16 protein-coding genes are annotated in these 19517 nt (G+C 70.9%); 5 read left to right on the forward strand and 11 right to left on the reverse strand.

Annotated elements, in window-relative coordinates; translation table 11 throughout:
- Positions 1–174 precede the first annotated feature (174 nt).
- The 6 genes from ilvC to otsA form a co-directional block, all read right to left on the reverse strand.
- Positions 175–1200 carry a ketol-acid reductoisomerase gene (gene ilvC / locus FFG40_RS14070; protein ID WP_027466530.1) on the reverse strand — a complete coding sequence of 342 codons (1026 nt, stop codon included), beginning with the start codon at positions 1198–1200 and terminating at the stop codon, positions 175–177.
- Between the two features lie 71 nt (positions 1201–1271).
- Positions 1272–1772, reverse strand: a complete 501-nt coding sequence (gene ilvN / locus FFG40_RS14075; RefSeq protein ID WP_017888842.1) for an acetolactate synthase small subunit — start codon at positions 1770–1772, stop codon at positions 1272–1274.
- Entirely contained in the window at positions 1769–3592 is a 1824-nt protein-coding gene (locus FFG40_RS14080; RefSeq protein ID WP_027466529.1) for an acetolactate synthase large subunit, read from the reverse strand. Before FFG40_RS14080 ends, ilvN begins: the two co-directional genes overlap by 4 nt.
- A 45-nt stretch (positions 3593–3637) precedes the next feature.
- A complete protein-coding gene (ilvD, locus tag FFG40_RS14085) occupies positions 3638–5332 on the reverse strand; it encodes a dihydroxy-acid dehydratase (RefSeq protein ID WP_138803704.1) in 1695 nt (564 codons plus the stop codon).
- Positions 5333–5402: 70 nt separating this feature from the next.
- Positions 5403–6185, reverse strand: coding sequence for a trehalose-phosphatase (otsB, locus tag FFG40_RS14090; protein WP_138803705.1), 783 nt, complete (start codon positions 6183–6185; stop codon positions 5403–5405).
- Positions 6178–7770 (reverse strand): alpha,alpha-trehalose-phosphate synthase (UDP-forming), encoded by a 1593-nt coding sequence (otsA, locus tag FFG40_RS14095; RefSeq protein ID WP_071246399.1) that lies wholly within the window; start codon positions 7768–7770, stop codon positions 6178–6180. Before otsA ends, otsB begins: the two co-directional genes overlap by 8 nt.
- Before the next feature lie 228 nt (positions 7771–7998).
- Between otsA and FFG40_RS14100 the strand changes: the two genes are divergently transcribed.
- Positions 7999–10752 carry a hypothetical protein gene (locus FFG40_RS14100; protein ID WP_138803706.1) on the forward strand — a complete coding sequence of 918 codons (2754 nt, stop codon included), beginning with the start codon at positions 7999–8001 and terminating at the stop codon, positions 10750–10752.
- 99 nt (positions 10753–10851) lie between these two features.
- Complete coding sequence (locus FFG40_RS14105) at positions 10852–11823, forward strand: magnesium transporter CorA family protein (protein WP_138803707.1); 972 nt, start codon at positions 10852–10854, stop codon at positions 11821–11823.
- Between the two features lie 45 nt (positions 11824–11868).
- Here the strand turns inward: FFG40_RS14105 and FFG40_RS14110 are convergent, their stop codons facing one another.
- A complete protein-coding gene (locus FFG40_RS14110) occupies positions 11869–13020 on the reverse strand; it encodes an SLC13 family permease (protein WP_111056266.1) in 1152 nt (383 codons plus the stop codon).
- A 93-nt stretch (positions 13021–13113) separates the two neighbouring features.
- On the opposite strand from FFG40_RS14110, the gene FFG40_RS14115 reads away from it, so the two are divergent.
- Positions 13114–13302, forward strand: coding sequence for a hypothetical protein (locus tag FFG40_RS14115; RefSeq protein WP_027466522.1), 189 nt, complete (start codon positions 13114–13116; stop codon positions 13300–13302).
- A 124-nt stretch (positions 13303–13426) separates the two neighbouring features.
- Here FFG40_RS14115 and FFG40_RS14120 read toward each other — a convergent pair whose 3' ends face one another.
- On the reverse strand, positions 13427–14590 hold the full coding sequence (locus tag FFG40_RS14120) for a mechanosensitive ion channel family protein (protein WP_035808876.1): 1164 nt from the start codon (positions 14588–14590) through the stop codon (positions 13427–13429).
- Positions 14591–14728: 138 nt separating this feature from the next.
- On the opposite strand from FFG40_RS14120, the gene FFG40_RS14125 reads away from it, so the two are divergent.
- Both FFG40_RS14125 and FFG40_RS14130 read left to right on the forward strand, forming a co-directional pair.
- The gene (locus tag FFG40_RS14125) at positions 14729–16261 is read left to right on the forward strand and encodes an amino acid permease (RefSeq protein ID WP_138803708.1); all 1533 of its coding nucleotides are present in this window, start codon (positions 14729–14731) and stop codon (positions 16259–16261) included.
- A gap of 77 nt (positions 16262–16338) precedes the next feature.
- A complete protein-coding gene (locus FFG40_RS14130; protein WP_138803709.1) occupies positions 16339–16638 on the forward strand; it encodes a hypothetical protein in 300 nt (99 codons plus the stop codon).
- A 79-nt stretch (positions 16639–16717) separates the two neighbouring features.
- Here FFG40_RS14130 and FFG40_RS14135 read toward each other — a convergent pair whose 3' ends face one another.
- Genes FFG40_RS14135 through FFG40_RS14145 form a run of 3 tightly spaced genes read right to left on the reverse strand, consistent with a single transcriptional unit; the run spans position 16718 to position 19494 of the window.
- The gene (locus tag FFG40_RS14135; RefSeq protein WP_185974192.1) at positions 16718–17374 is read right to left on the reverse strand and encodes a PepSY domain-containing protein; all 657 of its coding nucleotides are present in this window, start codon (positions 17372–17374) and stop codon (positions 16718–16720) included.
- A 49-nt stretch (positions 17375–17423) separates the two neighbouring features.
- Complete coding sequence (locus FFG40_RS14140; RefSeq protein WP_138803711.1) at positions 17424–18824, reverse strand: cell wall metabolism sensor histidine kinase WalK; 1401 nt, start codon at positions 18822–18824, stop codon at positions 17424–17426.
- Positions 18817–19494 (reverse strand): response regulator transcription factor, encoded by a 678-nt coding sequence (locus tag FFG40_RS14145; protein ID WP_110865386.1) that lies wholly within the window; start codon positions 19492–19494, stop codon positions 18817–18819. Before FFG40_RS14145 ends, FFG40_RS14140 begins: the two co-directional genes overlap by 8 nt.
- Between the last annotated feature and the right edge of the window lie 23 nt (positions 19495–19517).

Here is a 19517-nt window from a genome sequence, read left to right on the forward strand (position 1 = left end):
ACCGCGGGTGCGCAGCAGGGCCGACGGGTGTCGGGAATCGTCCGCGCGCACGGCGGAGGGACGCCGGTCCGCGGCGTCGGGGCTGGAGAAGAGCTGCTGCATAACGTTCGGGTCACATCGCGAGGCGGCGGTGCAGGTGCACCGCCGCCTCGACGTCGAGTGGTTCTCGGAAGACTACCGTGCGGCCGAGCCGTCCACGTAGTCGCCGTCGTTCTGCTTCCACGCGAAGAGCGCGCGGAGCTCACGGCCGGTGGCCTCGATCGGGTGGCCCTCGCCCTTGGCACGGAGCGCCTTGAACTCCGGAGCGCCGGCGTCCTGGTCCTCGATAAAGCGCTTCGCGAAGGCACCGTTCTGGATGTCCGCGAGCACCGCCTTCATGTTCTCCTTGACGTCCGGCGAGATCACGCGCGGGCCGGAGACGTAGTCACCGAACTCGGCGGTGTCGGAGATCGACCAGCGCTGCTTGGTGAGGCCGCCCTCCCAGATGAGGTCGACGATGAGCTTGAGCTCGTGCAGGACCTCGAAGTAGGCGATCTGCGGCTGGTAGCCCGCCTCGACCAGGGTCTCGAAGCCGTACTGGATGAGCTGCGAGGTGCCACCGCAGAGGACGGCCTGCTCGCCGAACAGGTCGGTCTCGGTCTCCTCGGTGAAGGTCGTCTTGATGCCGCCGGAGCGGAGGCCACCGATGGCCTTGGAGTACGACCACGCGAGGTCCCAGGCGGAACCGGACGCGTCGACCTCGACGGCGACGATCACGGGGACGCCACGGCCGGCCTCGTACTCGCGGCGGACGGTGTGCCCCGGGCCCTTCGGCGCGACGAGCGACACGTCGACGCCCTCGGGCGCCTCGATGTAGCCGAAGCGGATGTTGAAGCCGTGGCCGAAGACGAGCGTCGCGCCCGGCTTGAGGTTCGGGCGGATGTCCTCGGCGTAGACGATGCGCTGGACCTGGTCCGGCGCGAGGATGACGACGACGTCGGCCCAGGCGGTGGCGTCGCCCGGGGTGTGGACCTCGAAGCCCGCCTCTTCGGCCTTCTGCCGGCTCTTCGAGCCCTCCTGCAGGCCGATCTTCACCTCGACACCCGAGTCACGGAGGTTGAGGGCGTGGGCGTGGCCCTGCGAGCCGTAGCCGATGACGGCGACCTTCTTGCCCTGGATGAGCGTCAGGTCGGCGTCGGCGTCGTACACGATGTCAGTCACGAGGGTGTGTCTCCTTGGTTCTGTGGTCTGTGCCGGGCACCATCGGCGCCCGGGAAGGGTGTGACGGGCGCTCAGCGCACCCGGTCGGTGATGCTCTTCGGTCCGCGGCCCATGCCGAGGAGGCCCGCGCGGGCGAGCTCCTTGACGCCGTAGGGCTCGAGCACGCGGAGGATCGCCTGGATCTTGCCGGGGTCGCCGGTCACCTCGACGATCAGGGAGTCGGTCGCCACGTCGACGACCTGGGCACGGAACAGGTTCACTGCTTCGAGCACCGCCGAGCGCGTCTGGTTGTCGACGCGCACCTTCACGAGCATGTGCTCGCGCTGGACCGACTGCGAGAAGTCCAGTTCGACGATCTTGATGACGTTCACCAGCTTGTTGAGCTGCTTCGTCACCTGTTCCAGCGGGAGGTCCTCGACGTCGACGACGACCGTGATCCGGCTGAGGCCGTCCACCTCGGTGTTGCCGACGGCGAGCGACTCGATGTTGAACCCGCGCCGGGCGAAGAGTCCGGCGACACGGGTCAGCAGACCGGGCTTGTCCTCCACGAGGAGGGAGAGGACGTGGCTCATGCGGTTTCTCCCGTCATGTCGGCGTCCTCGTCGTCCCAGGTGGGCGCGAGTGCCTGGGCGTACTCGATGGAGGAGTTGCTGACGCCCTGCGGGACCATCGGCCAGACCATCGAGTCACGGCTCACGACGAAGTCGATCACCACCGGGCGGTCGTTGGTCGCCAGGGCGAGCTCGATCGCGGCGTCGACCTCGTCGGCCTTCTCGACGCGGATGCCGAGGGCACCGTAGGCGTCGGCCAGCTTCACGAAGTCCGGGACGCGGCGCGAGGCGTGCCCCGTCTCGAGGTCGGTGAAGGAGTGCCGGCCGTCGTAGAACAGGGTCTGCCACTGCCGGACCATGCCGAGCGACGAGTTGTTGATGATCGCGACCTTGATCGGGATGTCGTTGATGACGCAGGTCGCGAGCTCCTGGTTGGTCATCTGGAAGCAGCCGTCGCCGTCGATCGCCCAGACCACGCGGTCCGGCTGGGCGACCTTCGCTCCCATCGCCGCGGGGACCGAGTAGCCCATGGTGCCGGCGCCACCGGAGTTGAGCCAGGCGTTGGGCCGCTCGTACTTGATGAACTGCGCGGACCACATCTGGTGCTGGCCGACACCGGAGGCGTAGACGGCCTCGGGACCGGAGAGCTCACCGATGCGCTTGATGATGCCCTGCGGCGCGAGGAGTCCGTCGGTCGGCTCGGCGTACCCGAGCGGGAAGTCGGTCTTGAGCTGGTGGAGCTTCGCCCACCACTCGTCGGTCGACGCGCGGTCCTCGACGGCGATGCCGCCCCAGGCGTCGAGCAGGTCGACCAGGACCTCGCGGGCGTCACCGACGATCGGGACGTCGGCGAAGCGGATCTTCGAGATCTCGGCCGGGTCGATGTCCACGTGCACGACCTTGGCGTCCGGCGCGAACTCGTCGGCCTTGCCGGTCACGCGGTCGTCGAAGCGGGCACCGAGAGCGACGATGAGGTCGCTGTCCTGCAGGCCGAGCACCGCGGGCACCGTGCCGTGCATGCCGGGCATGCCGAGGTGCTGCGGGTGCGAGTCCGGGAACGCGCCGCGCGCCATCAGGGTCGTGACGACCGGCGCACCGGTCGCCTCGGCGAAGCGGAGCAGCTCGGCGGTCGCGCGGGAGCGGATGACCCCGCCGCCGACGTAGAGCACCGGGCGCTTCGACTCGGACAGCAGCTGCGCGGCCGCGGTGATCTGCTTGCCGTGGGCCTTGGTCACCGGCCGGTAGCCTGGCAGGTCGATCTTGGGCGGCCACACGTACGGCGCCGACTTCTGCTGGGCGTCCTTCGTGATGTCCACCAGCACGGGACCGGGCCGACCGGTCGTCGCGATGAGGTGCGCCGCGGCGAGGGTCGCCGGCACGTCGGCCGGGTCGGTCACCAGGAACGAGTGCTTCGTGATGGGCATCGTGATGCCCACGATGTCGGCTTCCTGGAACGCGTCGGTGCCCATCAGCGTCGAGAACACCTGACCGGTGATCGCGATGAACGGCACCGAGTCCATGTAGGCGTCGGCGATGGCCGTGACGAGGTTCGTCGCGCCGGGGCCGGACGTCGCGATGGCGACGCCGACCTTGCCGGACGACGAGGCGTAGCCCTCGGCGGCGTGGCCGGCGCCCTGCTCGTGACGGACGAGGATGTGGCGGATCGTGGTCGACGCCATCAGCTCGTCGTAGAACGGGATGATCGCGCCGCCCGGCAGGCCGAAGACGTCGGTGATCCCGAGGTGCTCGAGCGTCCGGAGGACGGCTCCCGAGCCGGTCAGGATCTCCGGCGACCGGCGTGCACCGGCGGCCGCGGACAACGGAGTTGCTTCCGTGGGCATGAGTGGTCCTTGCCTGAGTGGTGGCGGTGGTGCGGGTGTCGGACGCTAGCCCGTGACCGCGCCCTGGGCGGCGGACTTGACGAGCTTGGCGTACTTCGCGAGGACTCCGCGGGTGTAGCGCGGGGGCAGCGGGGCCCAGCCGTCACGGCGGGCCTCCAGCTCGGCCGGGTCGACCAGTAGGTCGAGCGAGCGAGCCGCGATGTCGACACGGATGCGGTCGCCATCACGAACGAAAGCGACTGGACCTGCGTCCACTGCTTCCGGTGCGATGTGGCCGATACACAGGCCGGTTGTGCCGCCTGAGAATCGACCGTCGGTCAAGAGTAGTACATCCTTGCCGAGGCCCGCGCCCTTGATGGCCGCGGTGATGGCGAGCATCTCGCGCATGCCCGGGCCGCCCTTGGGGCCCTCGTAGCGGATGACGACGACGTCGCCCTTCTGGATCGTGCCCTCGGTCAGGGCGTCCATCGCCGCACGTTCGCGGTCGAACACGCGGGCGGGGCCCTCGAAGACGGAGGCGTCGAAGCCCGCGGTCTTCACCACGGCACCCTCGGGGGCGAAGGAGCCCTGCAGGACGGTCAGTCCACCGGTCTCGTGGATCGGGTTGTCGAGCGTGCGGAAGACCTCGCCGTCGAGTGCCGGCGGGTCGATCTCGGCCAGGTTCTCGGCGACGGTCTTGCCCGTCACGGTCATGCACTCGCCGTGCAGCAAGCCCGCGTCGAGCAGCGCCTTCATGATCACCGGGATGCCGCCGTTGCGGTCGACGTCGACCATGACGTACTTGCCGAAGGGCTTCATGTCGGCCAGGTGCGGGACCTTGGAACCGATGCGGTTGAAGTCGTCCAGCGACAGCTCGACCTCGGCCTCGTAGGCGATCGCGAGCAGGTGCAGGATGACGTTGGTGGAGCCGCCGAGGGCCATCGCGACGGCGATCGCGTTCTCGAAGGCTTCCTTGGTGAGGATCTGGCGGGCGGTGATGCCGTGCTCGAGCATGTTCACCACGGCCTCGCCGGAGCGGTGCGCGTAGTAGTCGCGGCGACGGTCGGCGCTCGGCGGGGCGGCGGACCCCGGCAGTGACATGCCGAGGGCTTCGGCCACACTCGCCATCGTGTTCGCGGTGTACATGCCACCGCAGGCGCCCTCGCCGGGGACGATGGCGCACTCGATCTTCTTGAGCTCTTCCTCGCTCATGGTGCCGGCCTTGCAGGCGCCGACGCCCTCGAAGGAGTCGATGATCGTGACTTCCTTCATCGTGCCGTCGGCCTGCTTCACGTAGCCCGGCATGACCGAACCGGCGTAGAGGAACACGCTCGCCAGGTCGAGGCGCGCCGCGGCCATCAGCATGCCGGGCAGCGACTTGTCGCAGCCGGCGAGCAGGACGGTGCCGTCGAGGCGTTCGGCGTTGACGACGGTCTCGACGCTGTCCGCGATGACCTCACGCGAGACGAGGGAGAAGTGCATGCCCTCGTGGCCCATCGAGATGCCGTCCGAGACGGAGATGGTGCCGAACTGGAGCGGGTAGCCGCCACCGGAGTGCACGCCCTCCTTCGCACCCTGTGCGAGGCGGTCGAGCGAGAGGTTGCACGGCGTGATCTCGTTCCACGAGGACGCGATGCCGATCTGCGGCTTGCTCCAGTCCTCGTCTCCCATACCGACGGCCCGCAGCATGCCACGCGAGGTGGTTGCTTCGATCCCGTCGGTGACGACCCGGCTGCGCGGCTTGACGTCGATATCAGGCATGGGATGAGTCTAGGACGCTTTGGGATACCAGCCGTGCACCCCCGTGCATTCTCATGCTCCGGGACCGCGATCAGCGGGTGGCGCGGAGCCTCGCCAGCTGCTTGAGGACCCCGGTCAGGGCCGCCGGGTCGGCGATGCGGTACCCGGCCCGGGTCTGGCCCGGCCCGACCTTCACCCCGACGTCGCCGTCGCCGAGCACGCGGAAGGCGTCCTCGTCGGTGACGTCGTCGCCGGCGAAGAACACCGCGTCGGCGCCGTGCAACTCGCGGAGCCGGGCGATCGCGTCGCCCTTCGTGACGTGGCGCACCGCGAACTCGACGATGTCCTTGCCACCGCGCTCGAGCACCTCGGGGTCGGCCTCGTGCGCCGCACGGCTCGCCGCCGCGTTCGCCTCGGCAGCGACCTCGGCGGACACGCGGCGCGTGTGCAGCCCGTGCCCGGCGGGCTTGTGCTCGATGACGACGCCCGGGAACCGTTCGCCGACCGCGTCGAGCGCGGCGCCGATCCGTGCCACACGACCGACCTCGTCATCGGACAGCGCGGCCTCGTCGTGGCCGTCCACGCGCCACTCGACACCGTGCGAGCCGACGAGCGCCATGTCCTCGGGTGCATGGGTCACCGCGGCCAGGCTGCCGAGCGGACGCCCGGACACGAGCACCACCTCGGTGTCCTTCGCACGGTGCAGGGTCAGGACCGCGGCCCACGAGCCGGGCAGCGCGCCGACCTGCGAGGGGTCGTCGGCGAACGGGGCCAGCGTGCCGTCGAAGTCGAGGGCGACGATCAGTCGCGGCGCAGCCGCGAGCGTCTCGAGGGCCGCGTCGATGGCGGTCTGGTCGGTGGTGGTCTCAGTCATCACGTGCCTCCCGGGTGTCCTCGGCAGCCCTGGCGGACTGGGCGTCCTGGTCGAAGATCGACATGTTGTCGGTCTGTGCCTCACGGTGCTGCTCGCGCGGGTCGGCGGCGGACGGGTCGATCTGGGCGTTCCGCGGCGCGTGCCGGTCGAGCGCCTCGAGGAACGAGCGCGACCAGCGCGCCACGTCGTTGTCGCGGACGCGCTTGCGGAGCGCGCGCATGCGCGTCGACCGCTCGCGACGCGGCATCTGGATGGCACGCTCGATCGAGTCCTTGAGCGCCCCGATGTCGTGCGGGTTCACGATCACGGCCTGCTTGAGCTCGTCGGCGGCACCCGCGAACTCGGACAGGATGAGCACCCCGTCGTTGTCGAAGCGGGCGGCGACGTACTCCTTCGCGACGAGGTTCATGCCGTCGCGCAGTGCGGTGACGAGCATGATGTCGGCGGCCAGGTACAGCGCCACCATCTCCTCGCGCGGGTAGCCGTGGTGCAGGTACGAGATCGGCTGGTGGCCGATGACGCCGAGGTCGCCGTTGATGCGGCCGACGCTCAGCTCGATCTCGTCGCGGAGCGCCGCGTACGAGTCGACACGCTCGCGACTCGGGCTCGCGACCTGGATGAGGGTGGCGTCCTCGACCGCGATGCGGCCGTCCTCCACCAGCTCGCCGAAGGCCTTGATGCGGTGGCGGATGCCCTTGGTGTAGTCGAGCCGGTCGACACCGAGCAGCACCGTCTTCGGGTTGCCCAGGCTCTCGCGGATCTCGCGCGCACGCTCCTGCACCTCGGGCTTCCGGGCGATCGCCTCGAAGCTCTCGGCGTCGATGGAGATCGGGAAGTGCCGGGCCTCGACGTGGCGGACCGTGATGCCCTTGCGGCTGCGCGGGGCTGCCGGGTCGTCCACCGGGACGTCGATCGTGGTGCCCTTGGTCGTGTAGCCCTTGATGTGCCGCACCGCACGCAGGAAGTCGCTGGCGTCGTCGTGGCGCTGGAAGCCGATGACGTCGGCGCCGAGCAGCCCGTCGAGGATCTGCGCCCGCCACGGCAGCTGCGCGTAGATGCCGACCGGCGGGAACGGGATGTGGTTGAAGAAGCCGATGGTCAGGTCGGGACGCTTCGCACGGAGCAGGGCCGGCACGAGCTGCAGCTGGTAGTCCTGCACCCAGACGATGCCGTCCTGCTCGACGATCTCGGCGATCTGCGTGGCGAAGCGCTCGTTCACCCGCTTGTACGCGTTCCACCAGTCGCGGTGGTAGCTCGGGTGCTCGATGACGTCGTGGTACAGCGGCCAGAGCGTGTCGTTGCTGAAGCCCTCGTAGTACTCCTCGACGTCGTCGTCGGAGAGCGGGACGGGGACGATGTGGATGCCCTCGTTGTCGAACGGCGCGACCTCGACCTCGGCCTGCCCCACCCAGCCGACCCAGGCGCCGTCGTTCGCGCGCATCACGGGTTCGAGGGCGGTGACGAGGCCGCCCGGCGAGTGCCGCCAGCCCTCGTTGCCGTCCTGGTCGACGACGCGGTCCACCGGGAGTCGGTTGGAGGCGACGACGAACGAGTAGCGGGTCTGTTCGGTGCGGTCTGCAGGCATGGGGTGGTGTGATCTCCGTTCCGCCCGGCCGGGGCCGGGTGCGTCGGTGCGTCGGGTGCGACGGGTGCGACGGCCGGCGTGGTGCGCCGGGCGCGATGCCGAAGTTACCAGCGTGGGGACAGCGTATTCACGGCGGATCGGCGGTTCCGCTACGCTGCAGGCACGTGTCGGGGGGACACGGGTGCTGGAGTGCGGCGCCGGCCTCCCGGTCGGAGAGGACCCCCAGCCGTGAGCGAGAAACCGCCCAACCAGCCCGTCCCGCCGTCGCAGCCTGGTCCCGGCCAGCCCGGTTCCGGCCAGCCCGGTCCCGGCCAGTACGCTCCCGGCCAGCCCGCCGGGACCGGCCAGCCCGCCTGGCAGCAGCAGCCTGGAGGCCCGCAGCAGTGGTCGGGTCAGCCCGCCCCCGCCGCACAGCCGTCCGATGCGTTCGGCCGCTTCCTGCGCTCCGTGTCCGGTCGCGACTGGCTGGCGGCCGTGCTCGCCGCCGTCGGCGGTTGGGTCGCGGCGTACGTCGTCGCGGGACTCTCACTGCTCATCACCGTGGGCCTGCTCGCGTCCGGCGGCAGCGGTTCGGCAGCTCCGTCCACCGGGTCCGGCACCGACCTCGGCGCGGGCTCGGCCCCCGACGTGGAGTCACTGCTCTCCGGCGTGAGCGTCCTGCTCGGTGCGCCGGCGCAGCTCGTGGCCCTCGCCGACCTCGGCCGTCTGCACCTGTCCGGGTCCATCGGGTTCCTCGGTTCCGGTTCGGGCTCGCTCGCCGTGGTGCCCGCGCTGGTGCTCGCCGCGCAGGTCGTCGTGGCCGTCGTGCTCACCCGCCGGATCCGCACGCGTGGCCTCGGTCGCACGCAGGTGCTCGTCACCGCGGTGGTCTCCGGCCTCCTGACCACCGTGCTCACGAACGTCGCGGCCGCCCTGTTCGCGATCCGGTTCCCGTCGGTGTCCGGCGCGGTCATCGAGCCGGTGCACGCCGTCGGTGTCGGGAGCATCCTCGGCGCGTTCGTCATCGGTGCCCTGGCCGCGCTCCTCGCCCGGCCCTCCGTCCTCGCTGGTGGCAACGTCTTCGCCGCCCGACTGCTCGGCACACTGCGTGTCGCCGCGTCGCAGCTCACGGTCCTCGTCGTGCTGGTCGCCCTCGTCGTCCTCGTCGTCGCCGTCATCGCCCAGCCGTCCTTCGGCTCCGCGTTGCCGCTGCTGCTCGGCAACGTCGCGGTCGGGCTGACCGCGCTCGGGTTCTTCGGTGGTGTGGGGACCTCCGGCTTCGGGTCCGCCAGCGACACCGCCTCGGTGTTCGGCGGGGCCGGCGGCTGGACCTGGTTGGTCGTGCTGTTCGTCGTCGTCACCTCGGTCGTGGCCGGGCTCGCACTCGCCGTCCGCCGCAACGACCGGATCCGCACCACCCTCGACTGGGTCGTCACGCCGCTGGTGTGGTTCGCACTCGGTCTGCTCTTCTTCGTCCTCGGCACCGGCGTCGCCTCGTACCAGGTGAGCAGCACGAACTCCGTGGACGCATCGGGGTCGATCGGCGTCGCGCCGTGGACGCCGATCGTCTTCGCCCTGTGGGGCGGCGCGATCGAGGTCGTCGCCCGGTACCTCGCTCCGGTGCTCCTGCCCCGCCTCGGTGGTGCCGTGGTGCTCCGGACGTCGCGTCTGGTCGGTGCGGACCCCCGCCCCGTCGTGCCGCAGGCGTTCCCGGCCGGGCCCGTCGCCGGTCCGGGTGCCCCCGTGGCGCCCACCGCTTCGGTCGACCCGGCCGCTCCCGATGCTCCCGCCGCGCCGAGCGCGCCGGTCGCCGCCGACGCTCCGGCCGCCGCCGCGTGGAACACTCCCCCGGCCGCCGGCCAGCAGGCACCGTACCCGCCGGCCGGGCCCGGCCAGGAGCCCGCGGACGGCGTGCAGTCGATCTCCGGTGCGCAGCCGTCGTACGGGTCGCAGCCGCCCTACGGCACGCAGCCCCCGTACGGCGCACAACCCGCCTACGGGTCGCAGCCGTTCATCGGCGGTGGTGCCCCAGCTCCGGCACCGATGTCCCCGCGGTCCAAGAAGATCCTGGTCCGTTCGCTCATCGCCGGCGGCGCCGTGATCGTCGTCGTCATCGCCGGCGCGGTCACGACGAGCGTCCTCCGCGCCAACGTGTGGGGTCCGGCCCCGACCGTCAAGTCCTACGTGCAGGCCATCGCCAGCGGTGACGCCGACACCGCCGCCGACCTGAGCGAGGTCCCCGACGACGCCGCGATGCTCGACTCGAAGGTGCTCGGGAGCGCGAAGGACCGCCCGTCGGACATCCGCGTCGGCCGGGTCGCCCGGACCGGTGACACCGCGATCGCCACCCTGAGCTACACGCAGGACGGCAAGAACCGCTCCGGCCAGGTGTCGTTGCGGCGCACGGGCACCTCGTTCCTGGTGAAGGACGAGTGGCGTGTCACGCAGCCGCTCGCCCAGCAGGTCACCCTGACGGCCTCCGACGTGCTCGAGGGTGCACCCGTGACCGTCGGCGGCAAGGAGATCGGGAAGATCAGCGAGGGCAAGTTCACGTCCCTCGCCTACCCCGGCACCTACCAGGTCTCGGTCGGCGGGACGAAGTACTTCACCGGCGGCACCGAGAAGGTCTCCGTGGGCGCGGCCACGTCCGGCTACGTCGACTTCGCACCGAAGGCGACCAAGGCACTCGAGCAGGACGCCGAGCAGTACGTGACCGACCTGATCGACGACTGCGCCGAGAAGACCGAGCTCCGGGCCCTGAGCGGTTGCCCCTGGTACGGGCCCTACGACGCCGACGGCGGCGTGCAGTACGACGTCACGTCGATGCCCGAGCTGGAGGTCGAGGCGTCCCGCGCCGGCACCGTGATGGTGACGAGCACGAAGGACGGGAGCGTCTCGTACAGCTACACCTCGTACCTCGGCGACAAGAAGCGCGGCGAGGACTCGTTCGATGTGAACCAGTACCTGAAGGTGGAGGACGGCAAGCTCGTCTCCGCCTACTGAGCAGGAGCCGGCTGAGCAGGAGCCGGCTCAGCGGCTCCGCAGCACCACGACGGCCGACCCGGGATCTCCCGGGTCGGCCGTCTCAGTAGGCTGACGAGCATGGTCAGGACACGGGCGTGGTGCAAGGGCGACACGGTCGAGCGGGACTTCCCCGTCGACCGGATCTCCGACCTCGTCGCCGATCCGGACACCTTCGTCTGGATCGACTACACCGACCCGACGTCGGCCGACCTCGAGCAGATCGAGGAGGAGCTCGGCATCCACGCGCTCGCGGTCGAGGACGCCGTCGAGCACGGACAGCGGCCGAAGCTCGACCGGTACCGGGACAGTCTGTTCCTGGTCGTCTACGACGTGGGCGGCACGGACGACGAGGGCGACCTGATCACGCACGAGGTCAAGGCCTTCGTCACCGAACGAGCGCTCGTCACGATCCACGGGTCCGACGTCGACACCACCCCGATGGAACACCGGCTCACCGCGAACTCCGACATCGCCGAACACGGCGTGCCCTGGCTCGTCTGGGCGCTGCTCGACGCCGTCGTCGATCGGGCCACCGACACCGTCGAGGACCTGGAGCGGCAGATCGACGCGCTCGAGGACGACCTGTTCGAGCCGGGCGACCCCCGCGAGCAGCAGATCCAGCGGCGGTCGTTCCGGCTCCGCAAGACCCTCGGGGTGCTCCGGCGGCTGGTCGTCCCGACGCGGGACAGCGTCGCCTCGTTGCTGCACGGTGACGCGGAGACGATCTCGAACGGCATCCGGCCGTACTTCCGCGACGTCGAGGACCACCTGGTCTCGATCGCCGACTCGGTCGAGCAGCTCCGCGACACGGTGTCGAGCGTGCTCGACACGACCCTGAACCTGGCGTCGAACCGGCAGAACACCGTCATGAAGAAGGTCACGAGCTGGGCGGCGATCATCGCGATCCCGACGGGGGTGACGAGTTTCTTCGGGCAGAACGTCGAGTTCCCGGGCGAGGGTGCCTGGAGCGGGCTCTGGGCGTCGCTCGCGATCATCACCGCGTCGTCGCTCGTGCTCTACCGCGTCTTCAAGACCCGCGACTGGCTCTGACCACGGACGGCTCCGGCACCCGAACGGTCCGAGGCCCCGCCGACGTCAGAGCGCGAGTGCCAGGACCCCGGCGACGACGGTGAGCGGCGCGACGACGCACCCGAGCGCCATGTACCGGCCCCACGACAGGTGCACGCCCTCGGCCGACAGCCGTGCGTGCCACAGGAGCGTCGCGAGCGACGCCCACGGCGTGATGAGACAGCCGGCGTTCACGCCGATGAGCAGCGCCGCGTACCGCACTGCCTCGTGCCCGGCGGCCGGTTCGAGAACCAGGTACGCCGGCAGGTTGTCGATGCCGTTCGCCGCGACTGCGCCCGCACCGCCGAGCAGCAGCAGCGGGCCGGTCCCGGTGCCGCCCTGCAGCGCGTGCACGATCGGGTCGGTGATGCCCGTCGTGTGCAGCGCCTCGACCACCACGAAGAGCCCGGCGGCGAACAACAGGGTCGACCACGGCACGCGGGACACCCGGAGCTCGGACGGGGAACGGAACGCCGCGACCACGACGAGCACCACGGCGGCCAGGACCGCAGCGATCCACACGGTCACCCCGGCCGTCAGGGCGACGACGAGCGCGACGAGCACGGCGGAGGCGGCCCAGAAGAACACGGGGTCGCTCGGCGTGCGGACGGACACCGGCGAGTAGCGGCCGAACAGCTTGCCCCGGAACACCACGAGCAGGACGACGCACGGCACGACCACCCCGGCGACCGCGGGCCAGGCCATCAGTCCGGCGAACGGCAGCGGGCCGCCGAGCCCCATCCGGTCGACGGCGAGCAGGTTCGTCAGGTTCGACACCGGCAGCAGCAGCGAGGCGGTGTTCGCGAGCCAGACCGTGGTCAGGGCGAACGGCATCGGGGGCAGTCCCACACGCCGTGCGAGCGAGATGACGATGGGGGTGAGGAGCACCGCGGTGGTGTCGATCGACAGGAAGACGGTGCAGAGCACGGCGAGCACGACGACCGCACCCCAGAGCCCGATGGTGCGTCCGCCACCGACCCGGGCGGCGACGTCGGCGAGGCGGTCGAACACCCCGGCGTCCGCGGCCAGCTCGGCGACGATGGTCAGTCCGAGCACGAACCCGAGGACCGGCAGGACCCGGTCGGCGAGGACGGCGAGGTCGTCGAGGGGCAGCAGCCCGAACACGACGCAGACCGCGCCGACCACGAGCAGGGCCGCTCCGATGACCGCTTGACGCACGAACACTCCTCCGTCGGACACCGCGGCAGGGTGACCGGCGGCGCTCCAATGTACGGGCCGGTAGCGTTGTCAGCACGACGACAGGAGGCCTCTGTGCGCAAGTTCATGTTCAACGGTGCGGTGTGGAGTTCGCTCATCAGCGGCTACAGCGTGCTGCAGACCACCCGCCAGGGACCGCGTGACTGGCGGCTCGCGCTGACCTGGGTCGCGTGGCTCGCCACGACGATCGTGGCGATCGGCACGGTCGTCGAGGACGACCGCGCGGTCAAGGCGCGCCAGTAGGACCAGACGCGGCAGGCGGTCGCAGACACGACCGACCTCGAGACCGGGAGGCACGGTGCCAGCTGGCACCGTGCCTCCCGTTCGTCGTCCTGGCCGTGCAGGGCACGCCGATCCGGTCAGCGGGTCAGCGCTCGGACTCCGGGATGCCGGAGGTCTGGATCGGTCCGGTGAAGAGCGCACCGCGCTCGTCGTCGCCGAACAGCTGCGAATCCCCCTCTGCCGGGCGTCCGCGTCGCCGCGGCGCCGTCGCGCTCGGCTCGGTGAGCTGTACCCGCTGGACCGGCAGGGCGTCCGGGTGGGTGCGTTGGATCCACTCGACCATCTCCTCGCGGACGTAGCAGCGGAGGTCGAACAGGCCACCGGCGTCGGGTGCGGTCACGAGGATGCGGACCCGGACGAGTCCCCCGACGGCGTCCGTGACCTGGAGCACCTTCACCCGGCGGTCCCAGATCGTCGAGGTGTCGAGGATCCGGTCGAGCTCCGCGCGCATGTCGGCCGGGCTCACCCGCCAGTCGAGGTCGAACTCCACGGCGCCGAGCAGTTCGCTGCCGGTCCGCGTCCAGTTCTCGAACGGCGTGCTCGTGAAGTACGTCGACGGCAGCACGAACCGACGGTCGTCCCACAGGTGGACCACGACGTAGGTCAGGGTGATCTCCTCGATCCGGCCCCACTGCTGCTCGACCACGACGACGTCGTCCACCCGGATCGACCCGGAGAACGCCAGCTGCATGCCGGCGAACACGTTGCCGAGCGTGGACTGCGCGGCGAGGCCCGCGACCACTGAGATGAGGCCGGCGCTGGCGAGCACGCTCGCGCCGGCCGCCTCGACCCCGTCGAAGGTCAGCAGGATCGCGCCGACCGCGATGATGACGAGCACGGCGACGGTGAGCCGCCGGATGATGAGCACCTGGGTGCGGATGCGACGCGCCTGCCGGTTGTCGGGCACGTCGATGCGGAAGCGGTGCAGCCCGAGGTCCTCGAGGAAGATCGCGACCTGGCACGCGAGCCAGCACCCGGTCGCGATCGTGACGATGAGGAAGGCGTGCGCGACCTCGTCGCGCCACGGGTAGGCGTCGGCGTTCCGCGGGATGCTCGACGTGAAGGCGATCCAGAGCAGGACCACCAGCAGCACGGTGCGGAACGGGTGCTTCGTCCGTCGCGAGAGCACGCCGGCCCAGCGTTCCCGGCGCGCGATCGCCCGGAGGACCAGGTGCAGGACGAGGGCGACGACGGCGGTGACGAGCAGGGCGAACCCGATCGCGACGAGGAGTCGGAGGAGGATGTCCATCCCTCCATGCAAGCAACGGACGACGGTCGTCGTTCAGGATCGGGCCACCGTCGGCTGTGTGGACGTTCAGCAGCTGCGGTTCGCCCGAACCGGGGTTTGCGTGACGGCCCGGTCCGGTGCGCATGTAGGTTCTCTCGCATGACAGCGCAGAACGACACGGGTGGCAACCGAGCGCCGGCGAACGACTTCTCGCACGAGCAGGAGGGCTACCAGCACGGTCTGAAGCCCCGGCAACTGCAGATGATCGCGATCGGCGGCGCGATCGGCACCGGCCTCTTCCTCGGTGCCGGTGGACGCCTGCACACCGCGGGCCCCGCGCTCGCGCTGACCTACCTGGTCGCCGGGATCTTCGCCTTCTTCATCCTGCGGGCCCTGGGCGAGCTGGTGCTGCACCGCCCGTCCTCGGGGTCGTTCATCTCGTACGCCCGTGAGTTCTACGGCGAGAAGTTCGCGTACGCCGCGGGCTGGATGTACTTCCTGAACTGGGCGATGACCTCGATCGTCGACACCACCGCGGTCGCGATCTACCTGCAGTACTGGTCGGCCTTCACCGCCGCACCGCAGTGGCTGCTGGCGCTGATCGCCCTGGTCGTCGTCCTCGCGGCGAACATGGTCGCCGTGAAGGTGTTCGGCGAGCTCGAGTTCTGGTTCGCCCTGATCAAGGTCGCCGCGCTCGTGGCGTTCCTCGTCGTCGCGATCATCTGGCTCGTCTTCGCGTTCCCGGTCGAGGCCGGCGGCGAGGCCGTCCGGACCGGCTTCTCGATCTGGGGCGACAACGGCGGACTGTTCCCGAACGGGCTGCTCCCCGCGGTCATCGTGATCCAGGGGGTCGTCTTCGCCTACGCCGCGATCGAACTCGTCGGCACGGCATCGGGTGAGACGCAGAACGCCGAGAAGGTCATCCCGCGCGCGATCAACTCGGTCGTCTTCCGCATCGCGGTCTTCTACGTCGGGTCGATCGTCCTGCTCTCCCTGCTGCTGCCGTACACGGCCTACAAGGAGGGCGAGAGCCCCTTCGTGACGTTCTTCTCGTCGCTCGGCAACCCGCACGTCGGCGCGATCGTCGGCGGCATCATGAACTTCGTCGTGCTCACCGCTGCTCTGTCATCCCTGAACGCCGGCCTGTACTCCACCGGACGTGCGCTCCACTCGATGGGGATGAACGGTTCGGCGCCGAAGTGGACCACGAAGATGTCGAAGGGCGGCGTCCCCTACGCCGGCATCCTGCTCACCGCGGCGTTCACCGTCGCGGGCGTCGTGTTGAACTACTTCGTGCCGAGCCAGGCGTTCGAGATCGCGCTGAACATCGCCAGCCTCGGCATCATCACCGCGTGGGGCACGATCATCCTGTGCCAGATGCGGCTGCGCCAGTGGGCCAAGCAGGGGCTCGCGAAGGAACCCTCGTTCAAACTCCCCGGGGCGCCGGTCACCGCCTGGCTCACCCTGGCGTTCCTCGCCTCGGTCATCGTCCTGATGGCGATCGACTACCCCGTCGGCACGTACACGATCGCGTCGCTCGTCATCATCATCCCGCTGCTCGTCGTCGGCTGGTTCCTGCAGCGTGACCGCATCCTGCGCATCGCCGCCCTGCGCGAGGGCGTCACGGGTCCCTACCCGATCGGTGTCCGCAACCCCGCCGCCTCGGTGCGACGCGACGACGACGGGAGCTAGCGCTCCGCTTGTCCCCGGAACGCAAGGCCCCCAGCGCCGAACACGAGCGGTCCGGCACCCGTCGCTACCATCAGCGGGTGCCGGACCGCTCTCCTTCTCCCACCCTCGACCTGCAGCTCAGCTGGCGAGGTGCCTACGGACGCCTCCGGGTGTTCGCGGATCGTCTCGAGGCCGAGACCGACTACCAGCGCGAGACGCGGACGACGGTGCCGATGGACGCGGTGCAGGGGTGGCGCCTCGGGCCGTGCGACGAGGACGCCGTCTGCGTCGAGTTCCTCGCCGGGCAGGACACCTACCGGGTGCTGCTCGACACCCCGGACGAGCAGCTCGCTGCGCTCGCGATCCGGAAGGTGCTCGGCCCGCCGCTGGAGTCCTGAGGACGCCGGTGCCGACCTCCCGGGTGCCGGGTGCCCGGCTGCCCGGGTCGCTGGGTGCCCGGGTGCCCGGGTGCCCGGGTCAGTCGTCGGTGTCGACGCGGTCGGTGACGACGTCACCGGAGCCGGCGTCGATGCGCACGCTGTGCTTGGTGCCGGACGAGTCGAGCACGTCGCCCTCCCAGACGACCGTGCCGACGTGGTCGTCGAGTCCGAGTTCGGTCACGGTCCCCGCGTGCAGGTCCTGGAAGGCGTCGACGGCCTGCTTGACGCTCAGGTCGGCGGCGGCGACGAAGCGCTCGTGCTCGGCCTTGTCGTCCGCGTCGGCGGCCTCGGTCTGCGGGTTGCCGGCGACCGAGGCGCCGTCGGCGTTCGTGTGCACCTCGTGCTCGTTGCCGTCCTTCGTCACGACCAGGACCTCGTAGGTGGAGGCGCCCTGCTCCTGCTCGACCGAGATGACGGTGCCCGAGCCGACCTCGCCGCGTGCGGTGGCGACCGCTGCGAGCAGGGCCGTGTTCGAGCCGGTGGACGCGGCGCCGGACGCACCGGCCGACGACGAACCGGAGCCCGACGAGTCCGTCGCCGACGAGCCGACCGAGCCGGAGCCGGCCGAGCCGGTGTCGTCGTCGGAGTCGTCGCTGGCGCAACCGGTGAGTGCGAGCGCCGCGACGATCGGCAGGGCGGCGAACGCGGCGATGCGGCGGGCGGAGGGCTTCTGGTGCTGGGTGCGGAAGTTCATGTGGACGAGCATCGCTTCGGGGTGCTGAAGCAGCCCTGAAGCCGCCTGTTCAGCCGCCGAGTGCGATGCGGACGACGAACCGCGCGCCGCCGAGCGGGGACGTGACCACGGTCGTGTCGCCGCCGTGCGCCCGCACGGCGTCGCGGACGATGGCGAGGCCGAGCCCCGCTCCACCGGCGTCCCGGCTGCGGGCCTCGTCGAGACGGACGAACCGCTCGAAGACGCGCTCACGCTCGTCCTCGGGGACGCCGGTGCCGTCGTCGTCCACCGTGAGCACCGCGGACCCGTCGTGCTCGGTGAGCGACACGGCGACGCGTGCGCTCGCGTGCCGGACGGCGTTGTCGACGAGGTTCCGGACCACCCCCGCCAGCACGCGCTCGTCGCCGAGGACCCGCGCTGCCGAGATCGCCGAACCGTCCACCCGGACCGCCGGGGCGTCGCCGTCCCGCGCGGGTGCGTCACCGGCCGTCGAACGTGCTCGCGCGCGGGCCACCGCGTCCAACGCCAGGTCGTCGAGGTCGACGGGGCGCCGCGTGCGGATCCCGCCCTCGTCGAGGCGGGAGAGCTCGAGCAGCCCGGTGACCAGGTCCTGCAGGCGCACCGCCTCGGACCGGACGACGTCGGCGAGGTCGGCCGCCTCGGTCCGCTCCGGGTGCGCGACGGCGACCTCGGCGTGCTGCCGGATCGACGCGATCGGCGACCGGAGTTCGTGGGAGGCGTCGGACACGAAGCGCCGCTGGCTCTCGGCGGACCGTTCGAGACGGTCGAGCATGGCGTTCATGGTGCTCGCGAGCCGGGCGACCTCGTCGCCGGTGTCCGGCACCTCGACCCGGGCGTCGGGACGGGCCGCTCGGATCGTCTCCACCTCGGTGCGCATCCGCTCCACGGGCCGCAGCGAGCGCCCGGTGACGGCCCAGGTGACCGCGACGAGCACGAGCACCAGCACGGGTACCCCGACGGCGAGGAGCACGACGGCGGTGCGGACCGCGGTGTCGGCCTGGTCGAGCGTGGCACCGTAGACGAGCGTCGCCTCACCGCCGCCGGGCAGGTCCACGTCGTCCGCCACGAGCAACCAGCGTTCGCCGTCGTGGGTCCACCGGGACTCGTCGGCGGTGGGCAGGGCACCGCCGTCGGCGTCCTCGCCGTGCGCCAGGACCGCCCCGCCGTCGCCGATCACCTGCACCAGGACGTCCTCGTAGCCCGTCACCGCGGCCGCACCGTCCGCCTCGACCCGGGAGGACACCTGCTCGAGACCGGCCTCGGCCGAGGTGCGCACACCGTCGAGCAGCACGAGCCGCAGCACGACGACGAACGCGACGGCGCCGATGACCAGGGCCGCGAGGACGACGACCCCGGCGCCGAGGGTGGTTCGAGCCCGGACCGACCGGGGGCGCCGTGGCCTGCTTCGTGCGGCCCCGCTCGCACGGGGGTTGTCCGGCCGCTCAGCCACCGTCGGCCGCCAAGCGGTACCCGGCGCCACGGACCGTCTCGATCGCGGCACGCCCGAACGGCCGGTCGAGCTTCCGGCGGAGGTGCCCGACGTACACCTCGACGATGTTCGGGTCGCCCTCGAAGTCGACGTCCCAGACGTTCTCGATGACGTCGCGCTTCGACCGGACCTGCCCCGGGTGCCGTGCGAGGTACTCGAGCACGGCGAACTCGCGGCTGGTCAACTCGACGGGGGTCTCGCCCCGGGCCACGGTGCGCGCCGCGGGGTCGACCACCAGGTCGCCGAGGGTCAGCACAGTGGGGCGCTCGCGGGCACCTCGTCGGACGAGCGCCCGGAGCCGTGCGACGAGCACCGGGTGCGAGAACGGCTTGGTGACGTAGTCGTCGGCCCCCGCGTCGAGCGCCTCGACCTGGTCCCACTCGCCGTCCTTGGCGGTCAGCATGAGCACGGGGGTCCAGTCGCCGTCGGCGCGGAGCTGCGCGCACACGGCCCAGCCGCTCAGGCCGGGCATCATCAGGTCGAGCACGATCGCGTCGTAGCGGAACTCACGCGCGTGCCACAGACCGTCCACGCCGTCGTTCGCGACGTCGACCGCCCACCCCTCGGCCTCGAGGCCGCGGCGCACCCCGTCGGCGAGCCGGACCTCGTCGTCGACCACCAGCACACGCATGGGGTCGATCCTGCCGTGCCCCG

Origin of the sequence: Curtobacterium sp. KBS0715, assembly GCF_005938005.2 — a bacterium.
GTDB classification, from domain to species: Bacteria; Actinomycetota; Actinomycetes; order Actinomycetales; family Microbacteriaceae; genus Curtobacterium; species Curtobacterium flaccumfaciens.